Origin of the sequence: Bifidobacterium sp. UBA6881, assembly GCA_002451435.1 — a bacterium.
Taxonomy (GTDB): domain Bacteria; phylum Actinomycetota; class Actinomycetes; order Actinomycetales; family Bifidobacteriaceae; genus Bifidobacterium.
In genome coordinates, this window is sequence record DKCF01000062.1 from 10,015 (window position 1) to 10,610 (window position 596).

At 63.3% G+C, this 596-nt stretch carries 1 protein-coding gene and 1 pseudogene; both read left to right on the top strand.

The window, feature by feature from the left end; translation table 11 throughout:
- Nucleotides 1–399: FGGY-family carbohydrate kinase (locus B3C64_RS04760; RefSeq protein WP_291534095.1), on the top strand; the 399-nt coding region annotated here is incomplete at its 5' end.
- Nucleotides 400–423: 24 nt separating this feature from the next.
- A pseudogene (locus B3C64_RS04765) lies at nt 424–596 on the top strand (L-ribulose-5-phosphate 4-epimerase); the annotation flags it as partial.

Below are 596 nucleotides of genomic sequence, written 5' to 3' on the forward strand. Positions count from 1 at the left end.
GCGTTCTCCCCGGTCAAGATCGGCATGGACGTCATGACCAAGGACGAAGGCGTCGCAGTCGACTCCCTGGTCGGACACGGCGGCATCTTCACCACCCCGAAGGTCGCCCAGAAGATCCTGGCGGCGGCGTTCAATACCCCGATCAAGGTCATGTCCACCGCGGCCGAAGGCGGCGCATGGGGCATGGCGGTGCTCGCCGATTACCTGTGGCACACCAACGAAGACAAGACCAACCTCGCCGACTACCTCGACGGACGCGTCTTCGCGGGCGCCCAGTCCACCACCGAGGCTCCGGACGCGGACGACGTGGCCGGCTTCGAAGAGTTCTTCGAGCGCTTCCGCAAGGGCCTGCCCATCGAGCACGCCGCCATCGAGTCGGTCCCGCTGGAAACCAAGTAAGTTTTGTAGAAAGGAAACAAAATCATGGCAACTTTGGCCGATTACAGCCCGGAAGTACGCGCTGAGGTCAAGCAGGTGCGCGAGGTCGTCTCGACCCTGCACCAGCAGCTGATCAAGTGGAACCTCGTCGTGTGGACCGCCGGCAACGTCTCCCAGCGTCTGCACTCCGCGGACCTGTTCGTCATCAAGCCGTCCGG